The sequence below is a fragment of the Streptomyces sp. Tu 2975 genome (genome assembly GCF_009832925.1).
In the GTDB taxonomy this organism is placed as follows: domain Bacteria; phylum Actinomycetota; class Actinomycetes; order Streptomycetales; family Streptomycetaceae; genus Streptomyces.
Map to the genome: position 1 here is coordinate 5,405,837 of NZ_CP047140.1, position 22,249 is coordinate 5,428,085.

General features: G+C 69.9%; 20 protein-coding genes. 12 read left to right on the forward strand and 8 right to left on the reverse strand.

What is annotated here, in order from left to right:
* Nucleotides 1-37: 37 nt before the first annotated feature.
* The 3 genes from GLX30_RS23900 (at nt 38) to GLX30_RS23910 (ending at nt 3,145) form a co-directional block, all read left to right on the forward strand.
* Nucleotides 38-1,243 carry a sensor histidine kinase gene (locus GLX30_RS23900; protein WP_159692181.1) on the forward strand — a complete coding sequence of 402 codons (1,206 nt, stop codon included), beginning with the start codon at nt 38-40 and terminating at the stop codon, nt 1,241-1,243.
* Entirely contained in the window at nt 1,240-1,923 is a 684-nt protein-coding gene (locus GLX30_RS23905; protein WP_159692183.1) for a response regulator transcription factor, read from the forward strand. The genes GLX30_RS23900 and GLX30_RS23905 overlap by 4 nt, the downstream gene beginning before the upstream one ends.
* 394 nt (nt 1,924-2,317) lie before the next feature.
* Nucleotides 2,318-3,145 carry a serine protease gene (locus tag GLX30_RS23910; RefSeq protein WP_159692185.1) on the forward strand — a complete coding sequence of 276 codons (828 nt, stop codon included), beginning with the start codon at nt 2,318-2,320 and terminating at the stop codon, nt 3,143-3,145.
* A 120-nt stretch (nt 3,146-3,265) separates the two neighbouring features.
* On the opposite strand, the gene GLX30_RS23915 is transcribed toward GLX30_RS23910, so the two are convergent.
* Nucleotides 3,266-4,633 (reverse strand): FAD-dependent oxidoreductase, encoded by a 1,368-nt coding sequence (locus GLX30_RS23915; protein ID WP_159692187.1) that lies wholly within the window; start codon nt 4,631-4,633, stop codon nt 3,266-3,268.
* A 773-nt stretch (nt 4,634-5,406) separates the two neighbouring features.
* On the opposite strand from GLX30_RS23915, the gene GLX30_RS23920 reads away from it, so the two are divergent.
* A complete protein-coding gene (locus tag GLX30_RS23920) occupies nt 5,407-5,622 on the forward strand; it encodes a hypothetical protein (RefSeq protein ID WP_159692189.1) in 216 nt (71 codons plus the stop codon).
* Between the two features lie 49 nt (nt 5,623-5,671).
* Here the strand turns inward: GLX30_RS23920 and GLX30_RS23925 are convergent, their stop codons facing one another.
* A complete protein-coding gene (locus GLX30_RS23925) occupies nt 5,672-6,184 on the reverse strand; it encodes a DinB family protein (RefSeq protein ID WP_159692191.1) in 513 nt (170 codons plus the stop codon).
* 126 nt (nt 6,185-6,310) lie between these two features.
* Between GLX30_RS23925 and recO the strand changes: the two genes are divergently transcribed.
* Both recO and GLX30_RS23935 read left to right on the forward strand, forming a co-directional pair.
* Nucleotides 6,311-7,057: a DNA repair protein RecO gene (gene recO, locus GLX30_RS23930; RefSeq protein ID WP_159692193.1), complete on the forward strand. Its 747-nt coding sequence runs from the start codon at nt 6,311-6,313 to the stop codon at nt 7,055-7,057.
* A gap of 14 nt (nt 7,058-7,071) precedes the next feature.
* Nucleotides 7,072-7,917, forward strand: coding sequence for an isoprenyl transferase (locus GLX30_RS23935; protein WP_159692195.1), 846 nt, complete (start codon nt 7,072-7,074; stop codon nt 7,915-7,917).
* Nucleotides 7,918-8,053: 136 nt separating this feature from the next.
* Here GLX30_RS23935 and GLX30_RS23940 read toward each other — a convergent pair whose 3' ends face one another.
* The 4 genes from GLX30_RS23940 to GLX30_RS23955 all read right to left on the reverse strand — a co-directional run bounded on the left by GLX30_RS23940 (nt 8,054) and on the right by GLX30_RS23955 (nt 11,281).
* Nucleotides 8,054-8,485 (reverse strand): transcriptional repressor, encoded by a 432-nt coding sequence (locus tag GLX30_RS23940; protein ID WP_159692197.1) that lies wholly within the window; start codon nt 8,483-8,485, stop codon nt 8,054-8,056.
* An 83-nt stretch (nt 8,486-8,568) separates the two neighbouring features.
* Nucleotides 8,569-9,477 (reverse strand): metal ABC transporter permease, encoded by a 909-nt coding sequence (locus GLX30_RS23945; RefSeq protein ID WP_208545472.1) that lies wholly within the window; start codon nt 9,475-9,477, stop codon nt 8,569-8,571.
* The gene (locus tag GLX30_RS23950; protein WP_159692199.1) at nt 9,474-10,238 is read right to left on the reverse strand and encodes a metal ABC transporter ATP-binding protein; all 765 of its coding nucleotides are present in this window, start codon (nt 10,236-10,238) and stop codon (nt 9,474-9,476) included. The genes GLX30_RS23945 and GLX30_RS23950 overlap by 4 nt, the downstream gene beginning before the upstream one ends.
* Before the next feature lie 23 nt (nt 10,239-10,261).
* Complete coding sequence (locus GLX30_RS23955; protein ID WP_159692201.1) at nt 10,262-11,281, reverse strand: metal ABC transporter substrate-binding protein; 1,020 nt, start codon at nt 11,279-11,281, stop codon at nt 10,262-10,264.
* 144 nt (nt 11,282-11,425) lie between these two features.
* Here GLX30_RS23955 and GLX30_RS23960 point away from each other — a divergent pair, with 144 nt between their 5' ends.
* The 3 genes from GLX30_RS23960 to GLX30_RS23970 all read left to right on the forward strand — a co-directional run bounded on the left by GLX30_RS23960 (nt 11,426) and on the right by GLX30_RS23970 (nt 13,544).
* Nucleotides 11,426-12,808 (forward strand): glycine--tRNA ligase, encoded by a 1,383-nt coding sequence (locus GLX30_RS23960; protein WP_159692203.1) that lies wholly within the window; start codon nt 11,426-11,428, stop codon nt 12,806-12,808.
* 109 nt (nt 12,809-12,917) lie between these two features.
* On the forward strand, nt 12,918-13,130 hold the full coding sequence (locus tag GLX30_RS23965) for a hypothetical protein (RefSeq protein ID WP_159692205.1): 213 nt from the start codon (nt 12,918-12,920) through the stop codon (nt 13,128-13,130).
* Nucleotides 13,131-13,307: 177 nt separating this feature from the next.
* The gene (locus tag GLX30_RS23970) at nt 13,308-13,544 is read left to right on the forward strand and encodes a DUF6243 family protein (protein ID WP_159692207.1); all 237 of its coding nucleotides are present in this window, start codon (nt 13,308-13,310) and stop codon (nt 13,542-13,544) included.
* A 78-nt stretch (nt 13,545-13,622) separates the two neighbouring features.
* Here GLX30_RS23970 and GLX30_RS23975 read toward each other — a convergent pair whose 3' ends face one another.
* Nucleotides 13,623-15,095: an MFS transporter gene (locus GLX30_RS23975; protein WP_208545473.1), complete on the reverse strand. Its 1,473-nt coding sequence runs from the start codon at nt 15,093-15,095 to the stop codon at nt 13,623-13,625.
* A 53-nt stretch (nt 15,096-15,148) separates the two neighbouring features.
* Between GLX30_RS23975 and dusB the strand changes: the two genes are divergently transcribed.
* From dusB to GLX30_RS23990, 3 genes are all read left to right on the forward strand, one after another.
* Nucleotides 15,149-16,300 carry a tRNA dihydrouridine synthase DusB gene (gene dusB, locus GLX30_RS23980; protein ID WP_159692209.1) on the forward strand — a complete coding sequence of 384 codons (1,152 nt, stop codon included), beginning with the start codon at nt 15,149-15,151 and terminating at the stop codon, nt 16,298-16,300.
* Nucleotides 16,301-16,693: 393 nt separating this feature from the next.
* A complete protein-coding gene (gene ppdK, locus GLX30_RS23985; protein WP_159692211.1) occupies nt 16,694-19,405 on the forward strand; it encodes a pyruvate, phosphate dikinase in 2,712 nt (903 codons plus the stop codon).
* A gap of 561 nt (nt 19,406-19,966) precedes the next feature.
* Nucleotides 19,967-20,992 (forward strand): winged helix-turn-helix domain-containing protein, encoded by a 1,026-nt coding sequence (locus GLX30_RS23990; RefSeq protein WP_208545474.1) that lies wholly within the window; start codon nt 19,967-19,969, stop codon nt 20,990-20,992.
* Here the strand turns inward: GLX30_RS23990 and GLX30_RS23995 are convergent.
* Complete coding sequence (locus GLX30_RS23995; protein ID WP_159692213.1) at nt 20,958-22,115, reverse strand: alkaline phosphatase PhoX; 1,158 nt, start codon at nt 22,113-22,115, stop codon at nt 20,958-20,960. The genes GLX30_RS23990 and GLX30_RS23995 overlap by 35 nt on opposite strands.
* Nucleotides 22,116-22,249 lie beyond the last annotated feature (134 nt).

Consider the following 22,249-nt stretch of genomic DNA (forward strand, 5'->3'; position numbering starts at 1 on the left):
GGTGGGGAAAGCGCAACTCCTGGACCAGGATGGACCCGTGCCGCACCCACCCCGCCCCCGTCTCGGCGAGCGTGTGCTGAACGCCGTCAGCCGCGACCCCCTCACCGTCCCCGACCGCACCCGCAACGACGCCTTCATCGCCGTGGCCATCGGCGTCCTGTCCCTCGTGCTCGCGCTGCTCGTCGACGGCGGCCGCAGGCCGGACGCCCCGGGCTGGGCGCTCCTCGCGGGTAGTGTCGTGCCGCTCGTGTGGCGGCGGTCGCACCCCGGCCTGGTCCTGGCCGCCGTACTGCTGTGCGTCGGGCCGTACCACGCGTTGGACAACACCCATGCCGCGCCGGTGCCCGCGTCCCTGGTCGCCCTCTACACCGTGGCCGTCACCGGGCGCCTGTTGTACACCTTCTTCGTCGGCTGTCTGGTCATCGGCATCAGCCTGTCCGTGATGTTCAACGTCGGCACGCACGAGGGCCTGGAGGCCCTGCGCACCTCGGGCTGGATCCTCGCGGTCCTCGTCCTGGGCGTCGACGTGCGCACCTACCGCCACTACATCGCCTCCGTCGTGGGCCGCGCCGAACGGGCCGAGCGCACCCGCGAGGAGGAGGCTGCACGCCGGGTCGCGGAGGAGCGGCTACGGATCGCACGCGATCTGCACGACCTGCTCGCGCACTCCATCACTCTCATCGGCGTGCAGACGTCCGTCGCCTCCCACGTCCTCAGCGTCGACCCGGACCGGCTGGACCGGGCAGCGATCGCCGAGGCGCTCGACGACATCGCCGAGACGTGCCGAACCGCGCGGGGTGAACTGCGCACCACGCTGGAGGTCCTGCGCACCGACGGCCCCGACTGCGACGGCCCGTTGCCGGACCTGGCGGCCCTCCCCGACCTGGTGCGGACGGCGGGCGCCGATCTCACCTTGCGCACGGGTGGGCCGGCGATGCCTCCTGCCGTGGAGGCGGCCGCGTACCGGATCGTGCAGGAGTCGCTGACGAACGCGGTGCGGCACGGCGGAGCGGGGGTACGTATCGCGGTGGCGGTGGTCCGGGACGAGGACGCACTGCGGGTCCGGGTCACCGACGACGGGACCGCGGAGCCTCCGGAGCCCGGATCCGGCTTCGGCATCCTCGGGATGCGGGAGCGGGCCCGCAGCGTCGGCGGCACGCTGTCGGCCGGGCCACGAGGCGAAGCAGCCGGTTTCGAGGTCGCCGCGATCCTGCCCCTTCAGCTCACGGAGGCCACCGCATGAGCCCGACGAACCCGATCCGCGTCCTGCTCGCCGACGACCAGACGCTGGTGCGCGCGGCCTTCGCGATGCTCGTCGAGTCGGCGCGCGACATGGAGGTCGTCGCCCAGGCGGGCACGGGCGCCGAGGCGGTGGAACTGGCCCGCAGTGAACGGGCCGACCTCGTGGTCATGGACATCCGCATGCCAGAACTCGACGGCATCGAGGCCACCCGGTTGATCGCGGCGGACGACGACCTGGCTGGCGTCAAGGTGCTCGTCCTGACCACCTACGACACCGACGAGCACATCATGGAGGCGCTGCGCGCGGGCGCGTCGGGCTTCCTGGTCAAGGACACCAGGCCGGCCGATCTGCTGGCGGCGATCCGCACGGTCGCGGCCGGCGAGTCGCTGCTCTCCCCGGGGCCGACGTCCCGCCTCATCGCCCGTGTCCTGAGCACCCCGCAGGTCCCCCCGCCGAACGGCGCGGGCGGCCCGTCCGTCCTCACGGACCGCGAGCGCCAGGTCCTGACACTGGTGGCCCGGGGCCTGAACAACACGGAGATCGCCGAGGCGCTGGGCCTGAGCCCGCTGACGGCCAAGACCCATGTCAGCCGCATCATGAGCAAACTGAGCGCGCGGGACCGGGCCCAACTGGTCATCGTGGCGTACGAGTCGGGGCTGGTGACACCCGGCGAGGGATGAGCGGACGCCCGTCCGTCCAGGGCACGATGTCGTGGGTGATGCGGAACAGGTTCTCCGGGGCGAACCGGCGCCGGACCGACCGCAGCCGGTCGTAGGTCTGCCGGCAGTCGGCGTGCACCGGTTACGGATGCCCGTCCCCGGCCGGCCCGCGGGCGCGCGGCGCAGCGGCCGCAGTGCGGCGTCGGGCCCTTCGCCGCCGCTCTGCGCCAGGGAGGGTGAGCCCTGACCCGGGTCGGCCACGACCCACAGCAGGGGCCCTCTCGGCGACCGGCGCGACGCGGTCACGGCGTGGCCGGAATCGGTGCCTTGTCGACCCGGACCCGTACCCCAACAATGCGCATGACAAGTCGGAGCGTCACTCCGGCACCACCCGTCGCATTGAGGGGACCCCCACATGATCAAGCCTCTCGCCGGCGCCCTGCTCGCGTTCACGCTCCTCGGAGCAGGCGCAGCACCCGCCGTCGCCGCCGAAGCGGACGTCTCCGCCAAGGCGGTGGACTTCGCCGGAACGGTCGCGCTCAGCAACTGCTCCGGTTCCGTGGTCCGTACGGCCGCCGCGCAGCCGAACGACCCCGCTCTCGTCATGTCCAACGGCCACTGCCTGGAGACCGGCTTCCCCGCCCCCGGCCAGGTGGTGATCGACCGTGCGTCCTCCCGCAGCTTCGGCCTGCTCAACTCCGCCGGGACGCGCGTCGCCACCCTGCGGGCGAGCAAGATCGCTTACGGGACGATGACCGACACCGACGTCTCGCTGTACCAACTCACCAGCACCTACGGCCAGATCGAGTCCCGCTACGGCATCAAGGCGCTGGAACTGAGCGCCACCCGTCCGGCACAGAGCACGGACATCAAGGTCGTCTCCGGGTACTGGAAGCGCATCTACAGCTGCGACATCGACGGGTTCGCCTACCGCCTCAAGGAAGGCTCGTGGACCTGGAAGGACTCGGTCCGCTACACCTCCGGCTGCGACACCATCGGCGGCACCTCCGGTTCGCCCGTCGTCGACACCGGCACCGGCAAGGTCGTCGCCGTCAACAACACCGGCAACGAGAGCGGCGGGCGCTGCACGGACAACAATCCCTGCGAGGTCGACGAGAACGGCGTCGTCACCGTCCGGGAGGGCATCAACTACGGGCAGCAGACCTACACCCTGGCCGCCTGTATAGGTCCCGGCAGCCGCGTCGACCTGAACCGCCCCGGCTGCACGGTGCCGAAGCCGTAGCGGAGCCGGGCGGAGTGCTGCACCCGGGCGGCCGGCCCGCCGGAAGGCGGGCCCGGGCGCCCGGGAACGCGCAAGGGCCCGGCGGCGTGATGCCACCGGGCCCTTGCGTGTCGTGCGGTGTTACGCGCCGCTCGCCTTGAGCATGTCCTCACGCTCGACGATCTTCACGCGCTCGCGTCCCTGCGGCTCGCCCAGCGCCTTCTCCGCGGCGTCGAGCTCGTACCAGCCCTCCCACGTCGTCCAGCGGACGTCACGGGAGGCGAGGAAGGCCTCGACGGCCTCCGGCTCCGGCGACGCCGGGCTCCGGAGGCGGCCGTTCGCGTAGTCGTCCAGCAGGTTCGCGACGGTCTCGTTCGCGTCGCCCTTGGTGTGGCCGATGAGGCCTACCGGGCCGCGCCGGATCCAGCCCGTGACGTACGTCGAGTCCAGGTGCTCGCCGGACTCCTCGATCACCCGGCCGCCCTCGTCCGGGACCGTGCCGGAAGCCACGTCCCAGGGGAGCTTCGGCAGCTCGTCGGAGAGGTAGCCCACCGCCCGGTAGACCGCCGTGACGTCCCAGTCCTTGAACTCGCCGGTGCCCTTCACGTTCCCCGTGCCGTCGAGTGCGGTGCGCTCGGTGCGCAGGCCCACGACCTTGCCGTCCTCGCCGAGGATCTCGGCAGGCGACTCGAAGAAGTGCAGGAACAGCTTGTGCGGCCGGTCGCCGGTGTCGCGGATCGCCCAGTTCTCGAGGGTCTTCGCGACCATGTCGGCCTGCTTGTTGCCTCGGCGGGTCTCGATCGAGCCCTCGTCGTAGTCGATGTCCTCGGGGTCGACGATGACCTCGATGTTGGGGGAGTGGTCCAGCTCGCGGAGCTCCATCGGGCTGAACTTGGCCTGCGCCGGGCCGCGCCGTCCGAAGACATGGACCTCGAGCGCCTTGTTGGCCTTGAGGCCCTCGTAGACGTTCGGCGGGATCTCGGTCGGCAGCAGTTCGTCCGCCGTCTTCGCCAGGATGCGCGCCACGTCGAGCGCGACGTTGCCGACACCGAGCACGGCGACCTTCTCGGCCTCCAGCGACCAGGTGCGGGGCCAGTCCGGATGCCCGTCGTACCAGGACACGAAGTCGGCGGCGCCGTAGGAGCCCTCCAGCTCGACCCCCGGTATGTCGAGCGCCCGGTCGGCGGTCGCGCCGGTGGAGAAGATCACCGCGTCGTAGTAGGTGCGGAGGTCGTCGAGGCTGAGGTCGTTGCCGTAGTCGACGTTGCCGAAGAGGCGGATCTGCGGCTTGTCGAGCACCTGGTGCAGGGCCGTGATGATGCCCTTGATCCGCGGGTGGTCGGGGGCGACGCCGTAACGGATCAGGCCGAAAGGCGCGGGCATACGCTCGAAGAGGTCGATGGACACGCCGGGGTCGGCGGCAGCCACCTCGGACTTCAGCAGCGCATCGGCGGCGTAGATTCCGGCGGGGCCGGCTCCGACGATGGCTACCCGCAGGGGGCGGGGCATGACAGGTTCCCTTCGAGCGGCGACAACTGGCTCGTCGGTAACCCTAAACAAAGGCAAGCCTAAGTCAGTACTCGGCCCTGGCCTATGACCTCATAAGTCAGGCTTATGTCTGATCAAAGATCCCCTTGATGTCCGGGCGGCGGGGCGCCGACGGCCCGCCCTCGGTACGCGTGCGGCGCCCGTCTCCGCCGTGGAGGAGGGGAATGCCCTGTGTCGGGGTATCGCGTCATTCCGTCACGCCGGCATCCAACTGTGGTCGGACCGCCGCGTGTTCGAATGGGTCGGCGAATTCTTGGAAAACGAACACGCGCCCGTACCACTCCCCCTGGGTGCGTTCCGCGGCTTTCCGTCGTACTTTCGGTGACGAGCCGGGGAATTTCCGTGTGTGCTTGCCGTGGAGCTCTGGCCATGGGTCAACATCCCTGCCCAGCTGCCCAGTTGTAGCGGACACACTCTTGATCAGAGTACTCGCGGAGCGTCACCTTCGTAATGCGATTCGTGAAGCCCACCATGGAAGGGAAATCATGTCGGGCAGCGACTCGAGACGAAAAGGGCCGGCGCCACCCGGTGGCGTGCGGGGCAGAGGCGGAGGATGCCGTGAACACATTGCGCGTGGCTCTGAAACGGTCCGGGACCACACTCCCCTCATCGCACAGCGCATTGCGCAGCGTGCCCGTCCCCGGGGCCCGGGACGTCCCCCGGCCGCCCGTGGACCGCAGGGGCACGGTCCGCCCGGCCGCCGTCCAGCTGCCCGGGGACGGGGGCCATACGCCATGACCGTGCCCATCGGTACGTACCTCGTCGACACCAGGACCGGCCGCGTGGGCCGGTTCATGGGCGAGGCGGGCCCGTGGCTGAGCCTCAGACCGGTCGGCGGCGGCCGTGAGTGGGAGTGCTCACCGGACCATGTGCGCCCCGCGACGGCCGCCGAACGGATCAGCGCGACGACGGCGTACGTGAACGCCCGCAGCCGCGGCGAGGTGACGTGAGGACGGGCGGGCGCCGGCCGTCACGGAGGCGACGGCCGCCGGCCGTGGATCAGTAGTAGCCCTTCTCGCCGTCCAGCAGCTCACGGATCGTGTCGAGATGACCGGCGTGCCGTGCCGTCTCCTCCACCATGTGGATCAGCATCCAGCGGAGCGAGGCGGCGGCGGAGCGGAAGTCCGGGTGCCGGCCGACCTCGTCGAAGTCGTGGGCCGCGATGATCTCGTCGGAGATCGCGCACTGCTCGGTGTACTCGTCCAGGAGTTGCGCGAGGGGGACGCCCTCGACCCGCATGTCGGCGTCCTCGGGGTCCTCCGAGAACTGGGGACCCTCGGCCGGGCGGCCGAGGAACAGGACCTCGAACCAGGTCTGCTCTGTCCACCGCAGATGGGAGACGACGCCTGCCACGGTCATGAGCGGAGACGTCGGGAGGACCGCCCGGTGGGCGTCCTCCTCGGAGAGGCCCTCGCACTTGTAGTGGATGATCGCGCGCTGCATCTGGAACCAGCCGGTCAGCTGTGTCCGCTCGTCCGCGCTGAAAGGGGGCCGGGTACGGGAGATCGCCATGGCCGTGGACGCTAGCGCGGCGGCGGGCCCGGCCGCACCGGCATTTCGGCCCCCCTGACGCCGGAAGCACGTCCCCGATCGGCGACCCGGGCCAGGAGACCGCCACCCGTACGGGAGAATGGGGACATGAGCCTGTTCCGTGATGACGGTGTCGTCCTGCGCACCCAGAAGCTGGGTGAGGCAGACCGCATCATCACCCTGCTCACCCGCGGTCACGGCCGGGTGCGGGCGGTCGCCCGCGGGGTGCGCCGCACCAAGTCCAAGTTCGGAGCGAGGCTCGAGCCGTTCTCCCACGTCGACGTGCAGTTCTTCGCCCGCGGCAGCGAGCTGGTGGGACGCGGGCTGCCGCTGTGCACCCAGTCGGAGACCATCGCCCCCTACGGCGGCGGGATCGTCACCGACTACGCCCGGTACACCGCCGGCACCGCCATGCTGGAGACCGCGGAACGCTTCACCGACCATGAGGGCGAACCGGCGGTCCAGCAGTACCTGCTGCTCGTCGGCGGGCTGCGCAGCCTCTCCCGGGGCGAGCACGCGCCGCACCTGGTGCTCGACGCGTTCCTCCTGCGGTCGCTCGCCGTCAACGGCTACGCGCCCAGCTTCGACGACTGCGCGCGCTGCGGGCTGCCCGGTCCCAACCGGTTCTTCTCCGTCGCGGCGGGCGGCGTCATATGTGGCGACTGCCGGGTGCCCGGCAGCGTCGTACCCTCTGCGGAGGCCATCGGGCTGCTCAGCGCGCTGCTGACCGGCGACTGGCCGGCCGCGGAGGCGTGCGAGGCGCGCCATGTCAGGGAGGGCAGCGGACTGGTGTCCGCCTATCTGCACTGGCACCTGGAGCGCGGCCTGCGTTCCCTGAGGTACGTAGAGAAATAGGAGATGTGAGCCGCATGGCACGACGCGGAATCCTGGGCCGGTCCCGCCGCGAGTACAAGGTCCCCGAGCCGCACCCGTCCGGCGCCCGCCCGCCAAAGATCCCGGCGGAGCTGGTGCCGAACCATGTGGCGTGCGTCATGGACGGCAACGGCCGCTGGGCCAAGGAGCGCGGCCTGCCCCGGACCGAGGGCCACAAGGTCGGCGAGGGCGTCGTGCTCGATGTGCTCAAGGGCTGCCTGGAGATGGGCGTCAAGAACCTGTCCCTGTACGCCTTCTCCACCGAGAACTGGAAGCGTTCGCCCGACGAGGTGCGCTTCCTGATGAACTTCAACCGGGACGTCATCCGCCGCCGCCGCGACGAGATGGACGAGCTCGGCATCCGTATCCGCTGGGTCGGCCGCATGCCGAAGATGTGGAAGTCCGTCGTCCAGGAGCTCCAGATCGCCCAGGAGCAGACCGTGGGCAACGACGCGATGACGCTGTACTTCTGCGTCAACTACGGCGGCCGGGCCGAGGTCGCCGACGCGGCGCAGGCCATCGCGCGCGACGTCGCAGCGGGCAGGCTCGACCCGGGCAAGGTCAACGAGAAGACCTTCGCGAAATACCTGTACTACCCGGACATGCCGGACGTCGACCTGTTCCTGCGCCCCAGCGGCGAACAGCGGATCTCGAACTACCTGATCTGGCAGTCGAGTTACGCCGAGATGGTCTTCCAGGACGTGCTGTGGCCGGACTTCGACCGCCGTGATCTGTGGCGCGCCTGCCTCGAGTACGCGCAGCGCGACCGCCGCTTCGGCGGCGCGATTCCGAACGAGGAGCTCGAGGCGATGCGGGGACGCCCCGACACCCCGGCCTCCTGACCCGGAGAGGCCCGTACGGGCGGTGCGGCCGGGCCTCCGGGCACCGGCCGCGCCGGTCGCGGCACACGCACCGGTCGCGGCGCACGCGCCGGGCAGGGCCGCGCGGGGCCGGGCGTGCGGCCCACCGTGACAGGGCTCAGACGGCCTTCGCCGCGCACTCCGCGCAGGTGCCGAAGATCTCCACCGTGTGCGCCACGTTCACGAAGCCGTGCTGCGCGGCGATCGCCTCCGCCCACTGCTCCACTGCCGGACCCTCCACCTCCACGGCCTTGCCGCACATACGGCACACCAGGTGGTGATGGTGGTCGTCGGTCGAGCAGCGCCGGTAGACCGACTCGCCCTCGCTGGTGCGCAGCACATCGACCTCGCCGGCGTCGGCGAGCGACTGCAGCGTGCGGTAGACCGTCGTCAGGCCCACCGAGTCACCGCGGTGCTTGAGCATGTCGTGCAGCTCCTGCGCGCTGCGGAACTCGTCGACCTCGTCGAGCGCCGCCGCCACCGCGGCCCGCTGCCGGGTCGACCGGCCTCGCACCGGGGCGGTGTTCCCGCCGGTTGGCGCCGTGGTCACAGGTGCCTCCTCGCTTCGCCCGCACACATGTCGGGCCATTCTGCCAGGCCCGCGGTCGAGCGCGGTGCGGGCCCGCTCCGTGCTCAGACCTTGACGTCGTCGCCCGGACGCCGGCTGCCCGGCATCGGGGCCGTGCAGGCCTCCTCGTTCGAGGCGCCGTTCTCCAGCGCCTTCGCCCGCCGCCGGGCCAGTGGCGTGGCCAGGGCGGTCAGCACCACGAACACGGCGATGGCGAGCATCACAATCGTCGCGCCGGGCGGCACCTCATGGAAGTAGGAGGTGGTGGTTCCGGCCAGGGCGACCACCACACCGATGGCGACCGCCAGCGCGTACGTCGTCCTGAAGGACCGCGAGATCTGCTGGGCGGCCGCCACCGGCACCACCATCAGCGCACTGACCAGCAGCAGGCCGACCACGCGCATGGCGACGCTGACGGTGACCGCCGCGGTCACGGCGATCAGCAGGTTCAGCGCCCGCACCGGAAGACCGGTGACCCGGGCGAACTCCTCGTCCTGGCTGACAGCGAACAACTGCCGGCGCAGCCCCAGCGACACCAGCACCACGAAGGCCGCGAGCAGCACGATCGCCATGACGTCCGAGTCGGAGACCGTGGAGAGCGAGCCGAAGAGGTACGAGGTCAGATTGGCCGTGGAGCCGCTGTCGGAGAGCTCGATCAGCAGGACACCGCCCGCCATGCCGCCGTAGAAGAGCATCGCCAGCGCGATGTCGCCGCGGGTGCGGCCGTAGATGCGGATGAGCTCCATCAGGACGGCGCCGAGGACGGAGACCAGCGTCGCCATCCAGATGGGGTTGGTCGACATCAGGAAGCCGAGGCCGACACCGGTCATCGCGACATGGCCGATTCCGTCGCCCATCAGGGCCTGCCGGCGCTGCACCAGGTAGATGCCGACGGCCGGGGCGGTGATACCCACCAGCAGCGCCGCGAGCAGCGCCCGCTGCATGAACGGGGATTGCAGCATTTCCAGGATCATGTCAGCAGTCCAGTGCGGAGCGGCTCGTCGGCCGCGTGCGGATGTACGTGGTCGTGGCCGGGCAGTGCGTGTTGCCCGACGGCCTCCGGCGGCGGCCCGTCGTGGACGACACAGCCGTCGCGCAGCACCACGGCGCGGTCGATCAGCGGCTCCAGCGGACCGAGCTCGTGCAGCACCAGCAGCACCGTCGTGCCGGCGGCGACCTGCTCGCGGAGCGTGGCCGCCAGCACTTCCTGGCTGGCCAGGTCCACGCCGGCCATCGGCTCGTCCATGATCAGCAGCTCGGGCTCGGCCGCGAGCGCCCGTGCGATCAGCACCCGCTGGTGCTGGCCGCCGGACAGCGCGCTCACGGAGTCCTTGGCCCGGTCGGCCAGCCCGACGAGCTCGATGGCGTGCTGAACGGCCGCCTTGTCGGCGCGCGAGGGCAGGCCGAAGCGGGCACGCGACAGCCGGCCGGAGGCCACGACCTCGCGGACGGTCGCGGGCACACCGCTCGCGGCGGTGGTGCGCTGGGGCACGTAGCCCACCCGCGACCACTGCCGGAAGCGGCGCAGCTCGGTGCCGAACAGGTCGATCCGGCCGTCCGTGAGCGGCACCTGACCGATCACGGAACGCACGGCGGTCGACTTCCCGGAGCCGTTGGCGCCGAGCAGGGCGACGACCTCACCGTGGCGCACCGTGAGATCGATGCCGCGCAGCACGGGCCGGGAGCCGAGCGTCGCCCGTGCTCCGTGGACGGAAATGACCGGCTCGCTGCTCATGGGGGGCCGCCTCTCCTGATGGGTCACTTCGCGCCGAGGGCCTTCTGCAGCGCGGCGAGGTTGGAGCGCATGACCTCGATGTAGTCATCGCCCTTGGACCTGTCGGTGATTCCCTCGAGCGGATCGAGGACGTCCGTCCTGAGGCCGGTGTCGGAGGCGAGGGTCTTGGCCGTCTTGTCGCTGGCGAGCGTCTCGAAGAAGACGGTGGTGACCTTGTCCTTCTTCGCGATGCCCTGGAGCTCCTTGATCCGGGCCGGGCTGGGCTCGGACTCCGGGTCGACGCCCGCGATGCCCTCCTGCTCCAGGTCGTAGCGCTCGGCGAGGTACCCGAAGGCGGAGTGGGTGGTGATGAACGTCTTCGTGGACGAGTTCCTCAGGCCCTGCTCGAAGTCGGTGTGCAGGGCGGTGAGCTTCGCGACCAGCGCGTCCGTGTTCTTCCGGTAGTCCGCGGCGTGGTCGGGGTCGGCCTTCTCCATCTGGGCGCCGACACCCTTGGCGACCTCGGCGTACTTCACCGGGTCGAGCCAGACGTGCGGATCGGCGCCGGCCTCGTCCTGGTGCTCCTCGTGGCCGGCCTCGCCCTCTGCCGCGTGCTCCTCGTGCTCCGCCTCGGTCTCGCCCTCGTGGCCTTCCTCGTGACCGTGGTCATGGCCGCCGGCGGTGTCGAAGTGCTCGAGCCGCGTGAGCGTCGTGGCGTCCACCTTGTACTTCACGCCCGACTGCTCGATGGCCTTGTCGACGGCGGGCTGGACGCCCTTGAGGTAGAGGATCAGACCGGAGTCGTTCAGCTCGGCGGTCTGGCGGGGCTTGAGCTCGAGGTCGTGCGGCTCGACACCCGGCTTGGTGAGAGGGGTGACGGATACGTTGGCGCCACCGATCTGCTCGGCGAGATACTGCATGGGATAGAACGACGCGGACACCTTCAGCCGCCCGTCGCCGTCGACGCCCGCGGCGTCGGACGTGGAGCAGGCGGACAGGGCCAGAAGGCCGAGCGTGACTGCTCCGGCGGTGGCGGCGGTGGGTATGAGGCGTCGTACGTTCATGACACTCATTTTCAACAAAGCCGGAAACGATTGTCAATAAACACCGGGGTCGCCTCCGTCACCGCACCGATTTGATCCGGGGGGTGCGGCCGCCGGTAACCTGAGTCATTCTCCGTTCGTCGTCGTCGTAATGAAGAGAGCACCGTGGCCGCCGACAAGATCGATACGATCGTCAACCTGAGCAAGCGCCGTGGCTTTGTCTACCCCTGCAGCGAGATCTACGGCGGTCAGAAGGCCGCCTGGGACTACGGACCGCTGGGTGTCGAGCTCAAGGAGAACATCAAGCGCCAGTGGTGGCGCTACATGGTCACCTCGCGCGAGGACGTCGTCGGCATCGACTCGTCGGTGATCCTGGCCACCGAGGTCTGGGAGGCCTCCGGCCACGTCGCCACCTTCACCGACCCGCTCACCGAGTGCACCTCCTGCCACAAGCGTTACCGCGCGGACCACCTGGAGGAGGCGTACGAGGAGAAGCACGGCCGCCTCCCCGAGAACGGCCTGGCCGACCTGAACTGCCCCAACTGCGGCAACAAGGGCACCTTCACCGAGCCCAAGCAGTTCTCCGGCCTGCTCTCCACGCACCTCGGCCCCACCCAGGACTCCGGCTCCGTCGCCTACCTGCGGCCGGAGACCGCGCAGGGCATCTTCACCAACTTCGGCCAGGTGCAGCAGACTTCCCGCAAGAAGCCGCCCTTCGGCATCGCGCAGATGGGCAAGTCCTTCCGGAACGAGATCACTCCGGGCAACTTCATCTTCCGCACCCGCGAGTTCGAGCAGATGGAGATGGAGTTCTTCGTCAAGCCCGGCGAGGACGAGGAGTGGCAGCAGTACTGGATGGACCAGCGCTGGAACTGGTACCGCGACCTGGGTCTCCGTGAGGAGAACATGCGCTGGTTCGAGCACCCGCAGGAGAAGCTCTCGCACTACTCCAAGCGCACCGCCGACATCGAGTACCGCTTCCAGTTCGGCGGCAGCGAGTGGGGCGAGCTCGAGGGCGTCGCCAACCGCACCGACTACGACCTCTCCGCGCACTCCAAGGCGTCCGGCACCGACCTGTCGTACTTCGACCAGGAGGCCGGCGAGCGCTGGACGCCGTACGTCATCGAGCCCGCCGCCGGTGTCGGCCGCGCCATGCTGGCGTTCCTGCTCGACGCGTACAACGAGGACGAGGCGCCCAACGCCAAGGGCGTCATGGAGAAGCGCACCGTGATGCGCCTCGACCCGCGCCTCGCGCCGGTCAAGGTCGCCGTGCTGCCGCTGAGCCGCAACCCGCAGCTCTCCCCGAAGGCCAAGGGCCTCGCCGCGGACCTGCGCAAGAACTGGAACATCGAGTTCGACGACGCGGGCGCCATCGGCCGCCGCTACCGCCGTCAGGACGAGATCGGCACCCCGTTCTGCGTCACCGTCGACTTCGACACCCTCGACGACAACGCGGTGACCGTGCGCGAGCGCGACACGATGAAGCAGGAGCGTGTCTCCCTCGACCAGATCCAGGGCTACCTGGGCAGCCGCCTGCTGGGCTGCTGACCGCTCGGCGCGTTCGAAGCCCCCGGTTCCGGGTAACGGAACCGGGGGCTTCGTGCACACTGGCCCCCACGCGTACCCGGAAGCGGGCCAGGCACAGGAGGCGCACCACATGCCGTCCATGACCACCAGCAAGGTCCAGAGATGGGACCAGCACGGACGCGAACACGTCGTGCGGGTCGAAAAGGCGGGAATGCAGCGGCAGTTGATCTGCGGCACCTGCGACTGGCGCAAGAACGCGCAGTTCCTGCCGTGGCTCAAGGCCGAGGAGCATCTCGCGGAGGCCCATCAGGCGACCGTCGACCCGTCCGCGACCGGCGGCTGAGGCGGCCGACGCTTTTTCGTGTGATGTGCCCGAAAACCGGATGCCCTGGCCCCGCCCGGCAGGGTACCGTCGTCGGCATGTCTTCGTTCTTCCAGATCTACGAGTGAGAGGGCGGCGGTCGTACCGCCTCCGTCCGACGTTTCCCGAGTCACTTCTCACCATGAATGGGAGAACCCCATGGCCAAGAGCCGCAACAACCTTCTCGGCGTAGGCGGACAGCGCAAGAAGCTGTCCCGCGCCGACCAGCAGGGCAACGGCCCCGCCCGCAACGCCGACCGCAGGGCCGCCGAGGACCACAAGCAGGAGCTGGTGCGCAAGATGCGTGAGCGCGCCCAGGCCGACCGGTCGGACGGCGAGCCGCAGACGGACGCGGACGCGCAGCCGGACGCCGCCCCGCAGGGCGAGCAGGTCTGATCGACGGAAGGGCCCGGACCGCACGACGCGGTCCGGGCCCTTCCGCATGTCCGGCCGCGGCCTGCCGTCAGGCGCGGTTCACCGGCTACGGCGGTCCTGGCCGTCCTTGCGGGAGGGGATCCGGTCGATCTCGGGTTCGCCGAGCCGTTCCGCCGTCCGGCGTGCCGACTCCCGCGCCCGCCTGCCACTGGTGAGCGCGCCGACCACGAGCACGCACAGACCGCAGCCGGCGATGATCCACCAGGCGGGCCGGCTCGCGGCGACGAAGCCCTCGGTGTGCGAGGAGGCGGAGACCCCGGCGGCGAGCACGGCGCCGATGACGGCGACACCGAGTGTCTGGCCGATCTGCCGGCTCGTCGAGGCGACCGCCGCCGCCACTCCGGCCTGGGCGCGGGGCATCCCGGAGACGGCCGTGTTGGTGATGGGGGCGTTGACGAGGCCGAAGCCGATGCCGAAGAGGACGTAGCTCGTGAACAGCAGGGCGGTGGAGGTCTCCGCCTCGAACGCGGCGAACAGGACGCCGCTGGCCGTCATGGTGGCACCGGCGGCGAGCAGCGGCGGGCGGGGGCCGTACGAGGCCACCATCCGCCCCGACAGCGGGGCGCAGACGAGCGTGAGCCCGGCCATGGGCAGCATGTAGAGGCCCGCGTTCAAGGCGGACAGGCCGCGGACGTCCTGGAGGTAGAGCGTGGTGACGAACAGGAAGCCGCCGAGGGCGGCGAAGGCGCTCACCGCGATGACGGTGGCCCCGCTGAACGGGAGGCTGTGGAAGAAGCGCAGGTCGATGAGCGGTTCGGCGCGACGTGGTTCGTAGCGCAGCAGCGCGGCGAGGGCGAGTGCGGCGACGACGGCGAGGGTGAGGGTCAGCGGCGAGGTCCAGCCCGCCACCGGCGCCTCGATGATCGAGTACGTCAGCGAGCTGAGGAGCACGACGACCAGCAGCTGGCCCACGGGGTCGAAGCGGCGGGCCTTGGGAGCGCGCGACTCTGGCACGTAGCGCCAGGTGAGCAGCAGTGCGGCGAGACCGACGGGCAGGTTGACCCAGAAGATGGACCGCCAGCCGACACCGTCCACGAGCAGGCCGCCGACGAGGGGGCCAGCGGCCATGGAGATTCCCACGACGCCGCCCCAGACGCCGATGGCGCGGGCGCGCTCACGGGGATCGGTGAAGGTGTTGGTGATGATCGACATGGCGACCGGGTTGAGCATGCAACCGCCCACCGCCTGCACCATGCGGAACGCGACGAGGGACTCGAGGTTCTGGGCGAGGGAGCACAGCAGCGAGCCCAGGGTGAAGAACACGAGCCCGATCATGAAGACCTTGCGCCGGCCGACCCGGTCCGCGACGGAACCGGCGAGCATCAGCAGCGAGGCCAGCACAAGGGTGTAGGCGTCGATCACCCACTGCATCCCGGCGACCGAGGCGTCCATCTCCCGGCGCAGGGAGGGCAGGGCGACGTTCAGGATCGTGTTGTCGAGGCTGACGATCAGCAGGCTCATGCAGCAGATCGCCAGGACCAGGATCCGGTGCCGATGGCTGAGCTCGGGCATGCGATGAATCGTATGGCTGACAGACAATCCCGGCAGTGCGCGACAATGGGCGAATGACCACGCTCGCCCCCGCTTCCTCGAACATGCTCCGGATCGGCCCGCACGCCGTGCAGCCGCCGGTGGTCCTCGCTCCCATGGCCGGCATCACGAACGCGCCCTTCCGGACGCTGTGCCGGGAGTTCAGCGGGGGGAAGGGCCTGTTCGTCAGCGAGATGATCACCACTCGGGCCCTGGTCGAGCGCAACGAGAAGACGATGCAGCTCATCCACTTCGACGCGACCGAGACCCCGCGCTCGATCCAGCTGTACGGAGTGGACCCGGTCACCGTCGGCAAGGCCGTCCGGATGATCGTGGACGAGGACCTGGCCGACCACATCGACCTGAACTTCGGCTGCCCCGTCCCCAAGGTCACCCGCAAGGGCGGCGGCTCCGCCCTCCCGTTCAAGCGGCCCCTGCTGCGCGCCATCCTGCACGAGGCGGTCACCAACGCGGGCGACCTGCCGGTCACCATGAAGATGCGCAAGGGCATCGACGACGACCACATCACCTATCTCGACGCGGGCCGGATCGCGGTCGAGGAGGGCGTCACGGCCATCGCCCTGCACGGGCGCACGGCGGCTCAGCACTACGGCGGCACGGCGGACTGGGACGCGATCGCCCGCCTCAAGGACCACGTCCCGGAGATCCCGGTGCTCGGCAACGGCGACATCTGGTCCGCTGACGACGCCCTGCGGATGGTGCGGGAGACCGGCTGTGACGGCGTGGTCGTGGGCCGCGGCTGCCTGGGCCGGCCGTGGCTGTTCGCGGACCTGGTGGCGGCCTTCGAGGGCCGCGAGGACTACGCGCGGCCCACGCTGCGCCAGGTCGCCGACGTGATGCTGCGGCACGCGACACTGCTGGGGGAGTGGATCGGGGACGAGTCCCGTGGAGTGGTCGACTTCCGTAAGCACGTGGCCTGGTACCTGAAGGGCTTCGCCGTCGGCTCCGAGATGCGCAAGAAGCTCGCGATCACCTCGTCGCTGGACGAGCTGGGCGCTCAGTTGAGCGAGCTGGATCTGGACCAGCCGTGGCCGGTGGGCGCGGACGGCCCCCGCGGGCGTACGTCGGGCAACAACCGGGTGGTGCTGCCGGACGGCTGGCTGAAGGATCCGTACGACTGCGCGGGCGTGGGCGCGGAAGCCGAGCTGGACACTTCCGGTGGCTGACCGGCGGCGGAACGGGTCCGGATGATGGAATTTCGGTGCTCCGGAGGGCGTGATTCTCGCCACCCCTGATAGGGGGTGCGCTCAGATGAGCGAATTCCGGGCGGCTGCACCTCTCAAAGGGTGGCACTCAGTGCCACCCTTTTGGCTTTTGAGGCATGGAGTGACTTGTCACGCTGTGTAGCCATTGTTGATCGAGTGGATGCGGGAGGTGATCATCCCTTCAGGAGTTGAAGGCAAGGGTCCACGCCTCCTTAGCCTCCGGGGACTTTCGATTGGCTGGCGGACGAGTGGTTAAGGCCGTATGACGGGCAAGTGGACGTACCCAGAAGCCTTCGATCTGGGTATGTTCCTCGCCGTCAGGGCAGCCACCGAGTCCTCGAGGAGTCGAGACCCGTGTCGGAAAACAAAGATCAGAAGTTCGTCTACGACTTCACCGAGGGCAACAAAGAGCTCAAGGACCTCCTCGGCGGCAAGGGTGCGAACCTCGCCGAGATGACCAACCTCGGTCTGCCGGTGCCTCCGGGCTTCACGATCACCACCGAGGCCTGCAAGGTCTACCTCGAGAGCGGCGACGAGCCGGCCGAGCTGCGCGACGAGGTGAGTGCGCACCTCGACGCCCTCGAGCAGAAGATGGGCAAGAAGCTCGGCCAGGCCGACAATCCCCTTCTGGTCTCCGTACGTTCGGGTGCCAAGTTCTCGATGCCGGGCATGATGGACACCGTCCTCAACATCGGCCTCTCCGACGAGTCGGTCGCGGGCCTCGCCCAGCAGGCCGGCGACGAGCGCTTCGCATGGGACTCCTACCGCCGCCTCATCCAGATGTTCGGCAAGACCGTGCTGGGCGTCGACGGCGAACTCTTCGAGGACGCCCTCGAGGAGGCCAAGGCCGCCAAGAAGGTCACCGTCGACACCGACCTCGACGCCGCCGACCTGAAGAAGCTCGTCAAGCAGTTCAAGAAGATCGTCAAGGCCGAGGCCGGCCGCGACTTCCCGCAGGACCCGCGTGAGCAGATGGACCTCGCGATCTGCTCGGTCTTCGAGTCCTGGAACACCGACCGTGCCAAGCTCTACCGCCGTCAGGAGCGCATCCCCGGCGACCTCGGCACGGCCGTCAACATCTGCTCCATGGTCTTCGGCAACCTCGGCCCCGACTCCGGCACCGGCGTCGCCTTCACCCGCGACCCCGCCTCCGGCCACCAGGGCGTCTACGGCGACTACCTCCAGAACGCCCAGGGCGAGGACGTCGTCGCCGGTATCCGCAACACCGTGCCGCTGGCCGACCTCGAGTCGATCGACAAGAAGTCGTACGACCAGCTGATGCAGATCATGGAGACGCTGGAGAACCACTACAAGGATCTCTGCGACATCGAGTTCACCATCGAGCGCGGCCAGCTGTGGATGCTCCAGACCCGGGTCGGCAAGCGCACCGCCGGCGCCGCCTTCCGCATCGCCACCCAGCTCGTGGACCAGGGCCTGATCGACGAGGCCGAGGCGCTCCAGCGCGTCAACGGCGCCCAGCTCGCGCAGCTGATGTTCCCGCGCTTCGACGAGAAGGCGAAGACGGAGTTGCTCGGACGCGGCATCGCCGCCTCCCCGGGTGCGGCCGTCGGCAAGGCCGTCTTCGACTCCTACACCGCGGTCAAGTGGTCGCGCTCCGGCGAGAAGGTCATCCTGATCCGCCGTGAGACCAACCCGGACGACCTGGACGGCATGATCGCCGCCGAGGGCATCCTGACGTCCCGCGGCGGCAAGACCTCGCACGCCGCCGTCGTCGCCCGCGGCATGGGCAAGACCTGTGTCTGCGGCGCCGAGGAGCTCGAGGTCGACACCAAGCGCCGCCGGATGACGGTGAACGGCACCGTCATCGAGGAGGGCGACGTCGTCTCCGTCGACGGCTCCACGGGCAGGGTCTACAAGGGCGAGGTTCCCGTCGTGCCCTCCCCGGTCGTCGAGTACTTCGAGGGCCGCATGCACGCCGGCGCCGACGACGCCGACGAGCTGGTCCAGGCCGTCCACCGGATCATGGCGTACGCGGACCGGGTACGCCGGCTGCGTGTGCGGGCCAACGCCGACAACGCCGAGGACGCGCTGCGCGCCCGCCGCTTCGGCGCCCAGGGCATCGGCCTGTGCCGCACCGAGCACATGTTCCTCGGCGAGCGCCGCGAGATGGTCGAGAAGCTGATCCTCGCGGACACCGACGACGAGCGCGAGGAGGCCCTGCGGGCGCTGCTGCCGCAGCAGAAGCAGGACTTCGTCGAGCTGTTCGAGGCGATGGACGGACTGCCGGTGACGGTGCGTCTGCTCGACCCGCCGCTGCACGAGTTCCTGCCGGACATCACCGAGCTGTCGGTGCGCGTCGCCCTCGCCGAGGCCCGCAAGGACCACAACGAGAACGACCTGCGCCTGCTCCAGGCCGTGCACCGGCTGCACGAGCAGAACCCGATGCTGGGCCTGCGCGGCGTACGCCTCGGGCTCGTCATCCCCGGCCTGTTCACCATGCAGGTGCGGGCGATCGCCGAGGCCGCGGCGCAGCGCATCGAGGCCAAGGGCGACCCGCGCGCCGAGATCATGATCCCGCTCGTCGGCACCGTCCAGGAGCTGGAGATCGTCCGCGAGGAGGCCGAGCAGGTCATCGCCGAGGTGCGGCAGCGGACGGGTATCGACCTGAAGCTGGCGCTCGGCACGATGATCGAGCTGCCGCGCGCCGCCCTGACCGCCGGGCAGATCGCGGAGGCCGCCGAGTTCTTCTCCTTCGGCACCAACGACCTCACCCAGACCGTGTGGGGCTTCTCCCGCGACGACGTGGAGGCCAGCTTCTTCACCGCGTACCTGGAGAAGGGCATCTTCGGGGTATCCCCCTTCGAGACCATCGACAAGGACGGCGTCGGCTCCCTCGTCCGTAGCGCGGTGGAGGCCGGCCGGGCCACCCGGCCCGACCTCAAGCTCGGCGTCTGCGGCGAGCACGGTGGCGACCCCGAGTCGGTGCACTTCTTCCACGAGGTGGGCCTGGACTACGTGTCCTGCTCGCCGTTCCGCATCCCGGTGGCGCGACTGGAGGCGGGCCGCGCCGCGGCGGCCCGTACGACGGGCAGCGACTCCCGCTAGGAACCATCAGACTCCGGAGTCGTCACCGGGGCCGGGGCACGAACCCCGGAGCCCGGTACCCCGACCCTCACCGGCTACCCGGTGGCGGCTCCGGAACCTCAGGGAAGGGGCGGGCGCCTGTGCGGGGCGCCCGCCCCTTCCGCATGCCCGGGGGCAGGAGCCGAACCGGAAGCCCGTGGGCCCTTGTTGAACCGGAAGTCAGTTGAATCGCGGATCAGTCAACCTTCGCTGATTGACATTCAAACAAATTTCTTCTGTTACGCGCCGGATACAACGGACGGAGCGCGGCCGGCGGATCCCCACCCACCGACCGCGCTCCATTACCCGTGCCGGACACGGAGCCGCAACCTCCATCACCGCCGCCGGACGCGCAAAGCCCCCCACGGTCCTCGCTGCGTCACATCGGTGAAGTAGGTTTCATGCCCGACGTCGTACAGCTTTTCGGTTGCCCCCCTGGACCCGCGAGGCGTTTCAACTGTGGCTGAAACACCGTGGTAACAACCTGTGATTGCATGCATACTCAGTGATGGGGGCGATTGCGGTTGCAACAGTGGGGGTTCGGTGCTTCGTATTCATTTCAATGCGGACGATCTGGCGCGCGTGCGGATGGCCGCCAGGCCCGACGCGTTGTGGGAATCGATTCTCAGTTTTCACCGATTGCGTGACCGAAGGGGCGCTCTGGTCTTCGGGGAATGGCGTTCCCAGGCACGAACGCGGTTGAAAGGTGAAACACGACTGCTCTCCGCGCTCGTTCCCCAGCGGGGCTATTTCCCGGATTTCCTCACCCCCGCGGAGGGCAGTGAAGGGCTCGACACAGGCCTCGAGGCGCTGAGGGCCACACCTCCGGCGCGGCTGCACACCGAGGTGGCTCTCGCCGCCGTCCACCGCTCACCGCTGCGCTCCCTGCCCGGCCGGCTGGCGTCCCTCGCCGAAGGCAGGGCCGAGTCCGTCGCCCGGCTCGTCGCCGCCCTGCGGGCGTACTACCACGCGGCCGTGGAGCCCTACTGGAGCCATATCCAGGGCCGGGTGGAGGCCGACCGCGCCGTGCGCGGCCGTGCGCTCCTCGACGGCGGCGCCGGCGAACTGCTCGCCTCCCTGCCGCCGGTGCTGCGCTGGCGCTCACCGGTCCTCGAGGCGGACTATCCCGTCGATCGTGAGCTGCACCTCGACGGGCGCGGACTGCTGCTCCAGCCGTCGTTCTTCTGCCGGGGGACACCAGTGGTCCTGCGTGACACGTCGCTGCCGCCGGTGCTCGTCTACCCGGTCTCGCACAGCTGCGAGCAGGCCGCGGGAGACGTGACGGGCGCATCGCTCGGGCGCCTCGTGGGACATACGCGCTCCGCCGTCCTCCAGGCCATCCGCGGCGGCTGCACGACCAGCGAACTGGCCCGCCGGGCCGGCGTGTCGCTGGCCTCCGCGAGCCAGCACGCCGCCGTACTACGGGAGGCCGGCCTGGTGGTGACGCTGCGCCACGGCAACGCGGTACTGCACACGCTGACCCCGCTGGGCGCCGCCCTGCTGCGCGGCGGCGCCACACCGGAGCCCGAGCTCGCTATGCGCGGAACGGCCCCGTCACCTCGTAGGTGATGCCGCCCGACGAACTACCGCTGGTGCCGCGCTGGCTGGAGAAGTACAGCCGGGTGCCGTCGGGGGAGAAGGCCGGGCCGCAGATCTCCGAGGAGGACTGGCCGTTCACCCGGAGGAAGGGCGCGACGACGTCGGCCGGAGTGATCACGCAGATCTCCATGTTGCCGCCGTCCTCCGCGACGAACAGGTCGCCGGAGGTGGTGCCCGTGACGTTGTCGACGCCCGTGAGCGGCGGGGTTCCGCTGACGAGCGAGTCGTCGTAGGCGAGCTCGTAGGTGTTCGCGACGAGGTTCAGCTGCCAGAGCCGGTTGTCGCCCTTGGTGGTGAACCACACGGTGTCGTCGGCGTAGTGGCAGCCCTCGCCGCCGTTGAACCTCTTCGCGCCCGACACCTGGTCACGGGTGACGGTGGGCGAGCCGTCGGGGTCCGGCACGGTTGCCCAGGTGAAGCTGCCGGAGGTGGCGGTGCCGGCCTTCAGCACCTGGAGGGTGCCGGAGGACAGGTTTCCCCAGGTGGTGGGGACGAAGCGGTACAGGCAACCGTTGGACTCGTCCTCGGTCAGGTAGATCACCTTGCGCACCGGGTCGGCCGCCGCCGCCTCGTGCTTGAAGCGGCCCATGGCGGGGCGCTGCACCGACGCGTTCACGCCGTAGGGGTCGGCCTCGTAGACGTATCCGAGGCTGACCTCCTCGCAGGACAGCCAGGTGTTCCAGGGCGTCTTGCCGCCCGCGCAGTTCTGCCGGGTGTTCGACAGGATCCGGTACGCGCCGGTGATCGCGCCGGTCGAGGAGAAACGCACCGCGCTCGCCCCGCCGGAGGGGTTGATCTCCGAGTTCGACACGTAGATCCAGCCCGTGCCGTCGCTGTAGCAGGCACCGCCGTCAGGGGCGTTGTGCCAGGTGTACGAGGTGGGGCCGACCCGCTGGCCGGATCGGGCGATCACCCGGCTGGTGAAGCCGGCCGGCAGCTGGATGCCGTTCGCGTCGGCCGGGCCGAGTGCCCCGTAGGGTCCGGGGCCGGGCTGGGCGGGGGCCGCGGAGGCGGCGCCCTGCCACAGCGTGAAGCCGAAGGCCGCCGCCGATGTACCGACGACGGCTCCGCGCAGGAAGCTGCGACGTTCCACTTGTCACTCCAGGGTGGGATGACCGCCCCGTGGCACCGGCCGGCGCCACGGGGTCGCGCGGTGAAGGAACCTAGGGCGGGTGGGTGACGCCCGGTGCAACGCGGGATGGCCGCGGTGGTCGTGCTCCAAGAAAA